General features: G+C 50.8%; 6 protein-coding genes. All 6 read right to left on the minus strand.

Annotated features, from left to right (window positions below; genetic code table 11):
* Positions 1-5: 5 nt before the first annotated feature.
* The 6 genes from OXH16_00175 to OXH16_00200 all read right to left on the minus strand — a co-directional run bounded on the left by OXH16_00175 (position 6) and on the right by OXH16_00200 (position 7,627).
* Positions 6-686, minus strand: a complete 681-nt coding sequence (locus tag OXH16_00175) for an outer membrane lipoprotein carrier protein LolA (protein ID MCY3679779.1) — start codon at positions 684-686, stop codon at positions 6-8.
* Positions 683-3,100 carry a DNA translocase FtsK gene (locus tag OXH16_00180; protein ID MCY3679780.1) on the minus strand — a complete coding sequence of 806 codons (2,418 nt, stop codon included), beginning with the start codon at positions 3,098-3,100 and terminating at the stop codon, positions 683-685. Before OXH16_00180 ends, OXH16_00175 begins: the two co-directional genes overlap by 4 nt.
* A gap of 118 nt (positions 3,101-3,218) precedes the next feature.
* Positions 3,219-4,076, minus strand: coding sequence for a lamin tail domain-containing protein (locus OXH16_00185; protein ID MCY3679781.1), 858 nt, complete (start codon positions 4,074-4,076; stop codon positions 3,219-3,221).
* A 1-nt stretch (position 4,077) separates the two neighbouring features.
* Positions 4,078-6,222: a glutamine amidotransferase gene (locus OXH16_00190; protein ID MCY3679782.1), complete on the minus strand. Its 2,145-nt coding sequence runs from the start codon at positions 6,220-6,222 to the stop codon at positions 4,078-4,080.
* 2 nt (positions 6,223-6,224) lie between these two features.
* Positions 6,225-7,274, minus strand: coding sequence for a tRNA (adenosine(37)-N6)-threonylcarbamoyltransferase complex transferase subunit TsaD (gene tsaD, locus OXH16_00195; GenBank protein MCY3679783.1), 1,050 nt, complete (start codon positions 7,272-7,274; stop codon positions 6,225-6,227).
* Positions 7,275-7,435: 161 nt separating this feature from the next.
* On the minus strand, positions 7,436-7,627 hold the full coding sequence (locus OXH16_00200) for a hypothetical protein (GenBank protein MCY3679784.1): 192 nt from the start codon (positions 7,625-7,627) through the stop codon (positions 7,436-7,438).
* Between the last annotated feature and the right edge of the window lie 274 nt (positions 7,628-7,901).

Genomic DNA, 7,901 nt, shown 5'->3' on the forward strand with positions numbered 1-7,901 from the left:
TTTAATCAACGCAAGTCGATCAATTCCACTCCGCTGGGTACGTGGAATGTAAATTGATCGGGCCTGGCTTTTTTATTCACCTTTAAATCCGACAACACAAATGTTGTCACGTCTTCGTGGATATTGCGATATTCCACTTGCCGCACCAGATAGAGACGTTTGTCTATCCACATGCGAATTTTATGGATATACGTATCTTCTTTTTTTGCCAATAGATCAACTGCGTAACACGTTTTGCGCTGTATCTTTTTTTCGCCCACATAAACGGGCACATAATTTTCGTCGTACCCACCCCAAAAAATCAGATCAAATAATAACTTCTCATAGTTTCGGTCATTTTCCATCGCGGTGTAATCGCTCACCAGCACCTGGGCATTGGCAGGCGCGTAATGCCACACGGTTTTGCCATCGCTCACCACTACCTGTACATCCGAATCCATTCTAAACTGATCGGGGCGCTGAACCAGCAATTTGCCTTTAACTTCTTGATGCTGATCCATTACGCGCCAATAGTGTTGTTTGACAAAGTGAGCGGAAAGCGTCTCGAGATCCGCAAATTTTTTTTGCAATTTTGCAATGACCTCTGAGCCGCGCGTATCGGCCTGCACCGTTCTCATGCAAAATAAAATACCGAGAATAGCGAGAAGGGCTTGCAGGCTACGCCTATGGTGCATTCTGCACGTCATACATCCAACTCCTCGAGTTCCTCTAAATAGTCTTCGTCAACGAGGACTTCGCGTCCCTTACTCGACCCATTGGACGGGCCAACAATACCGGCGGCTTCGAGTTCGTCAACAAGGCGGGCGGCCCGCGAGTATCCGACCTTCATCCGGCGCTGCAGGAGCGATGCCGAGCCCTGCTGGTGGATAACCACCAATCGCAATGCCTCATCAAACCGGGCGTCTCGCTCATTATCTACAACAGAAAGATCGCTATTTTCGCCCTCAAATTCAACTCTGTCGAGTTCGACATCCTGATCGCGCACCCAGGCCACTAATTGTTCGGTTTCTTCGGTATCGATCCACGCACCGTGAAGGCGAATGGGTTCTGGTTGTCCTGGAGGCAAGAATAGCATATCACCTCGCCCCAGGAGTTTTTCACCGCCATTGGCGTCAATGATCGTGCGCGAATCGACCTTGGATGCCACGCGAAATGCAATGCGAGTAGGGAAATTGGCTTTGATTGTCCCCGTAATCACATTTACTGAAGGACGCTGGGTTGCAATAATGAGATGTATGCCCACAGCGCGGGCCATTTGTGCCAATCGCGCCAGTGAATTTTCAATATCACTCGGTGCTGTCATCATCAAATCGGCCAATTCGTCGATCACCACGACTATATAGGGCAAGGCATCGGGAATCTCGTCGCGGTCTTCCTCGGTGGGTGCTTCCTGTCGCAGCCGCGCCATTTTGGCATTAAAATCAGTAATATTGCGCGCTGTAAACTGCGCCATCGTGCGATATCGGTTCTCCATCTCTGATACCGCCCACTTGAGCGCACCCGACGCCATTTTGGGATCGACGACAACAGGAGCGAGGAGATGTGGAATATCGTTGTAAATTGACAATTCCAGCATTTTGGGATCTACCATAATAAAACGCACTTCCTCTGGTGTGCAGCGGAATAAAATGCTGGAAATCAACGCATTGATACACCCCGATTTACCAGCTCCTGTTGCGCCAGCAATTAACAAATGCGGCATTTTTGCCAGATCGGCACAATAGGGATCGCCCGAAGCTGTTTTGCCGAACCCAAGCATCAATTTTGAATCGGACTGCTCAAATGCGCGCGATTCCAAAATTTCTTTTAAGAAGACCGTATAGGGTTCTGGATTGGGCACTTCAATGCCAACCGCAGCTTTTCCGGGAATGGGAGCCTGAATGCGAATGCTTTGCGCTTTCATCACGAGGGCGAGATCGTCTGCAAGTCCGACTATTTTGCTGACTTTCACGCCCGGGGGAGGTACAACCTCATATGTCGTAATAACAGGTCCTGGATTGACCTGCACGACTTTGCCCTGAACGCCGAAATTGCTCAGGCTTTGCTCCAATACCTGTGCCCCTTTAAACAGGGTTTCGCGGTCTATAATCCCATCACCAGGAGGAGGGTCTTCCAGCAACTTTAAACTGGGCAGTAAATATGTCGAAGATCTCTTGCGCTTGATTTTCTTTTTCTTTTTCGGTTTTGAAGGAACAGGTTCTGGTTCTGGCTCAGGCGTTTCATCTACTATTTCAAATTCCACTTCAGGCAATTCGTCTTCTTCTCGCTCAACCCGTGCCACATCTGGAATGGGGTCAGCGATTTTCTCTTTTGTGGGCTTCTCTAATAGTTCATCAATGTCTTTTTTTTCTATGTCATCAGCGATTACTGGCTTGGGCACCTCGACCAATTCATCCTTTTTCCATTCATCTGGAATGGGGGCGTCAACAATCTCTTCTTCAGTTATATTTTTTTTTTGATCAAGGTCCTCAATTTGATCAATGTCTTCGTCTCGTACCACTTCGGTTGATGTCCCGTTATTGTCAGACTCCTCCGCACGTTTTTTCAAGAATGTCCACTCGGGTATTCGGTTAAACGGAATATCGGTGGCAACCATCAACAATACCACAAACAGCGTCGCCAAAGAAATATAAGAACCAACAGTACCCAAATAGGGCACCAGGAGGGAAGACGATAGCATAAATCCCAGCCCGCCTCCCAATTTCCAGGACATTGTGGGGCGCTCCCAAAAAAGTACGCCTGTTGCGCCACAATAAATCACCATTAGTGAAAACAGGATGATACTGTGCACTACAAGTGATCTGACGCTCGACATCCTGAGGCGGTTCCACCCCCACACCAATAGCACAACAATCAGTGCGTAAGCGCCGTAGCCCACGCTAAATAGCAAGTGATAGGAGACGTGTGCGCCGAGCCACCCGATCAGATTTTGCGCCAATTCGTTGGGGCGCGTCGAATTGGGTGGGTCCTCAGGCGAGTGCGATAGCAAGCTCAAAGCCATCAATAGCGCGAGTGCAATCAAGCATATGCCCAAAATTTGAAAAGGTAATCTCGACTGATCTTTTGGGGTCTCAGGTAATGCCTTCGATGACTGTTCCATATTTGTTCCTCACAGCATCAAAGGGGAGAATAGATCCGATGTGGGGACATCGATAAAGATAAATAAAAATAAGAAGTGAAAAGAAAAAAGTCCACCTTCACCCTTCACCCTTCACCCCTCATTGGCTTATCCCTCTTGCCATCACCACAGATTTTCGGGCGCGGAATAATTCGCCTTCCGGTGTGCCGACTTCCAGGTAGATAACATAAATACCGGGCTTTAAAATTTGTCCATTATCATTGCTTCCATCCCAATTTACAACGCGCTGACTACCACTTTCAATACTTTCGAGTAAGGTTGCCACGCGCCTGCCCGTGCGATCAAACACCCACAAATTTGCGTGGAGTCTGGGAGAGGGCACCCGATATGTAATGGCGACATGATCGACAAAGGGGTTGGGCTCAACCGCCACTGATACCTCTGCTACTTTATTGTTAAATCGAACGCTATTTGCAGCCCCGGGGGTCGCACCCCGCGGATCCTGGCTGTCGAGCCAGTTGTTTTGATCGCCCGCTACAGTAAGATCAATGCGTTCCAGACTGATAGCGATCGCTTGTGCTGGATAAAAGATGCTATCGACAAGTGTTGCCGTCGCATCGCGCAAAATGAGACCATCGCCTCCATTGTTCAGTCGGGGCCAGCGGGTAAGCGACAAAATGGGAACATCGAGGCCGGGATATTGCAGGCCAATGGCATCTGCGTCTTGTGCGACGATTGCATATCCTCCACCATTAATGACCGAACCTGTTCCAAATTGTCCCGTTGTTCGCAAATCGGATAACGTCCACTCCGATAGATGAACTGCGTCTGGCGAATGATTGTACAATTCAATCCACTCTGACCCATCGGCGGGCCGTGCCATCACCTCGTTGATTACCACCTGTGCAGAGACCTCCACGGCGAGCAAGATGGAGCAACAAAATAGCGCATTGACTATTGAGTACATTTTGTTTTTTAAATTCTGTATTCTATCCATTTTATAACATCCCCAATCTTCGTCGAATAGTCCATTCAAAGACCAGTAATCCCACCAGCAAAAATAGCGGCCACTCATGTTCCCAAAATCTGATCCGGTGGTGGGTGACAACAGGCTCAGGAGCCAGCACAAGCGAATCGAGTGCGGCTTTCAGATCACCTGGTCTCACATATTGTCCATCACTGCGCGTGGCAATATCGCCGAGCAGTTCGGCGCGCATACGCACGGTTTCGTATTCCAGGCTGTATCTTCCCACAGTAAAACGTCCCGTACCTTTGCCCAGGTCCCCATCATTGGCCTGTGCCTGTATCTGAAGCTCGTAATCGCCTTGTGGGAAACGTCCCAAATTGCCGGCATACCGTCCACCGCCCAAATCTCGCAAAACAACTTCTCGCACACCCAAACTGTCGCCGACTCGCGCCAGAACTCGTGCGCCTGAACGCGGCTGCAACAGGTGATCAAAAACACTTGCATGCACCGCGACTGGTTCACCGCTTCGATACTCGGGTTTTTCAGTCATGATTTTTATGCGGGACATCTCGTCGCGCGTGACCAGCCAACGCACCATATTTTTCCAAAATGCGCGCGACACAGCATCGGTCTTGCCATCGCCCCACATCATCAGCCCGTGACGCCAAAATGTTTGGTAGGCTACAATCGCGGTTTTTCCCGCGCCCACGCGGCGAATTGCCAGCACTGGCATCGGTGCGCCATCAACGCGTTCTGTGGGATGATGTGCTAATACAGTTGCGTTGGAAACAGCAGTTCCCACGCGATTATAAGACAGAAGTGGCGGCAATGCCTCCCAGGCATCGCGGTCACTTAATGGATCATCTGATACGCGCAAAATGGGGTGGTGAGAATCGGGAAACGAAAGGGCAAAAGCGCGTTCTTGAAATGTGTCTGACGACCGTAACACCTGTACGGGCAAAACGTCGGCCAATGCCGAGCGCGCGTATCCATCGTCAAAAGCAGCATCCCCTCCGAGGGCCAACAGCCCCCCGCCTTTTTGTACGAAGGCAACAAGTGCCTGCTCTGGTACACCTGCAAGCGCTTCGTAGGGCGCGTTGATCAACGCGACAATATCGCGCTCGTCCAATGTAAGCAGCGCGCGATGCACATCTCTTTGCCACCCGGCCCCCAATGTGCGTACCAACACCTCAACTTCCAAATTGGCATCTTCTTGTAGCATGCGCCGTAAATAGCCCAAATCGGCGCCTGGGCTGCCCGCAAGTATTAAAATGCGCACGCGGCTTTCGAGCACATCTGTCGAGACCACCACGCGGTTGTTGCCCACTGTGCGCTCGCCTGCTTGCGCCGCAATTTGTACTGAGAATGCATGTCGCCCGGATTGCTCGGGTCTGATCTCAAATTCGAGGGTTTGCTCACCATCGGCCAGCGCAATGGTTTGGGCACTCACTTCCCGATCATCCAGGAATACGCGCACTTGTTCACGCACCTGTTCAAATCCAAAAGACAGTACGCGCGCTTGCATCACCAGCGACCTGCCCACATAGCCGAGGGGATCGATAACCGCCGATACTATGGATACATCTTTAGGCGCGACTGGGTCACCTGTTCCCACAGCGATCACTGGCACGCCCAGATCGACCGCTGCCCGCTCGGGACGCCCACCCAAGTTTTGCCCGCCATCGGAAATGAGCACCACTGCGGCAAGTCCTTCACCCATTGTTTGTTCGCGCAACCCATCTAATGCACCTGCCAGGTTGGTCGCTCGCCCCGCCCATGTAAGTTCTTCTTCTTCGTGCATGGGCGTCAAAACATCGGAAAACCGATATTGCGTCACGCGTGCGCGATCACGCAAATTTTTGAGTGGGGGATCAGCCAGCACGGCTTTTACAACTTCCGATCGCGCGGTATCGCCATCTGCTATTTTCATGCTTTCGCTATCGTCAATGAGCAGGGCGACTAAGGGCAAACGCTGTGTATGCAATGTCAATGCGAGAATCGGCTCCATCAAAAGGCCAATTAGCAAAACAAGTGCCGCGACGCGCACACCCAACAACAATCGATGTATGCCCCTAAGGCGCGAGCGATACATTAGAAAAGAGAGATAAATTCCGGCGCAGCCGACGATTAATAGCAGCCATCCATCTGTGGCGGAAAATCCAATATTGCGCAGCATTGTTATACCTGCCGCTCGCGCAGTCCAGGCAGCGGCAACCGGGGAGCCGCATTCAAATTACCTCCGGCAACTTCACCTTGCGACAATCGAAAAGCGCCTGCGCCAGCAATCATCGCTGCATTGTCCGTACACAAGCGCGTGGGCGGATAAAAAACATCCATCCCGAGTTTGGACGCACCGTCGTCGAGGTGTGCTCGTAGCGCGCGATTGGCGGCTACCCCGCCCGAAAGCAATATTCGCTCTGCACCTGCTTCCCGTGCCGCTTTGAGTGTCTTTTCCACGAGCACATCGACTACAGCCGCCTGAAAACTCGCCGCAATATTCGCTCGAATAGCTTCAAGATCCTCCACTGCGAGATCGCGAACTCGATAGAGTACAGAGGTTTTTAGCCCGCTAAAACTAAAATCAAATCCCGGATCATTGATCAATGCACGCGGAAAATCAAAGGCAACGGGATTCCCTTCTTCGGCAAGCATAGAAATGCGCGGTCCGCCCATGGTGACCTCGCCCTCGCGCAATAACCCCAGTATTTTAGCTACTTTATCAAATGCTTCACCTGCGGCATCGTCGCGCGTGCGTCCCCAGCGCTCATAATTGCCCCACGCACAGACATAAATCAATTCCGTGTGCCCTCCTGAAGCCACCAGTGCCATAAAAGGTGGTACCAGATCAGGGTGCGCCATACTGCCTGCAAATAAATGTCCTTCAATGTGATGCACACCCACAAGGGGCAGTCCCGAACCCAATGCAAGCCCTTTGCTCACGGAAATGCCCACCAGCAGGGAGCCGACCAGGCCGGGCCCTTGTGTCACAGCGATACCACATAGATCGTCCAGTTTCAGGTCGGCTTCTAAAAGTGCTTGATCGACGACGGGAAGGAGTGTTCGTATGTGGTTGCGAGATGCCAACTCGGGTACTACGCCGCCGTAGAGGCTGTGTTCTGTTTGGGAAAAAATCGCGTTGGAATAGATATGCCCATCTGCTACCACGGCAGCGGCAGTTTCGTCGCAGGATGTTTCAATGCCTAAAATGGGCCGATCGGAAATGCTCATAAGTACGTATCAGCTGTTGGGAAATTAAGGGGAGTGTATCGGCATAAGAAGGGAAAAAAGAAAGAAACCGGTGCCGCCCTTGTTGGGAGAAGGTGAAACGGCAAACCGGTAAGGAAAAAAACAGCCATTTCGACGAGGTATTCCCCACCGAAATGGCTGTTCTACTTGTAGGACTCGGTAATATTCCGGCCCGTGCTAATTTCACCGTTGTCAATCCGCAAATTATATCCGCAGTTGGGATTGTTGCATACCCATGCTTTGTACATGATAGATGCCCCATCGCGCCCATAATCCGACAGCGGTAGTAAAATACCCGTGTTGCACTTCAAACACTGTGGAAACGCTTGCTCCATAAAACCCTCCTCTCCACCGGCGTCGTTAAAAAAAATCTCGCCATGCACACAACCCGTTCGGCCATAAAGTTAGGAGTGATCATGGCCAAGGGATAAATTTGAAGATAATGTAACAAACTTATGGACAAAGTCAACTTGTTTTATCCCATTTTTCCGTGCTCATCCCGCGCCAAAGCAATTGACAAGTGCATTTTACCGCCTTATTTTTGGACACCTTCTCCCCGTGTTTTTAGACCCTTATTCTGGAGGGAGTATATGCCTCATCTGCCGGAAC

This window comes from Gemmatimonadota bacterium (genome assembly GCA_026705765.1).
Classification (GTDB): domain Bacteria; phylum Latescibacterota; class UBA2968; order UBA2968; family UBA2968; genus VXRD01.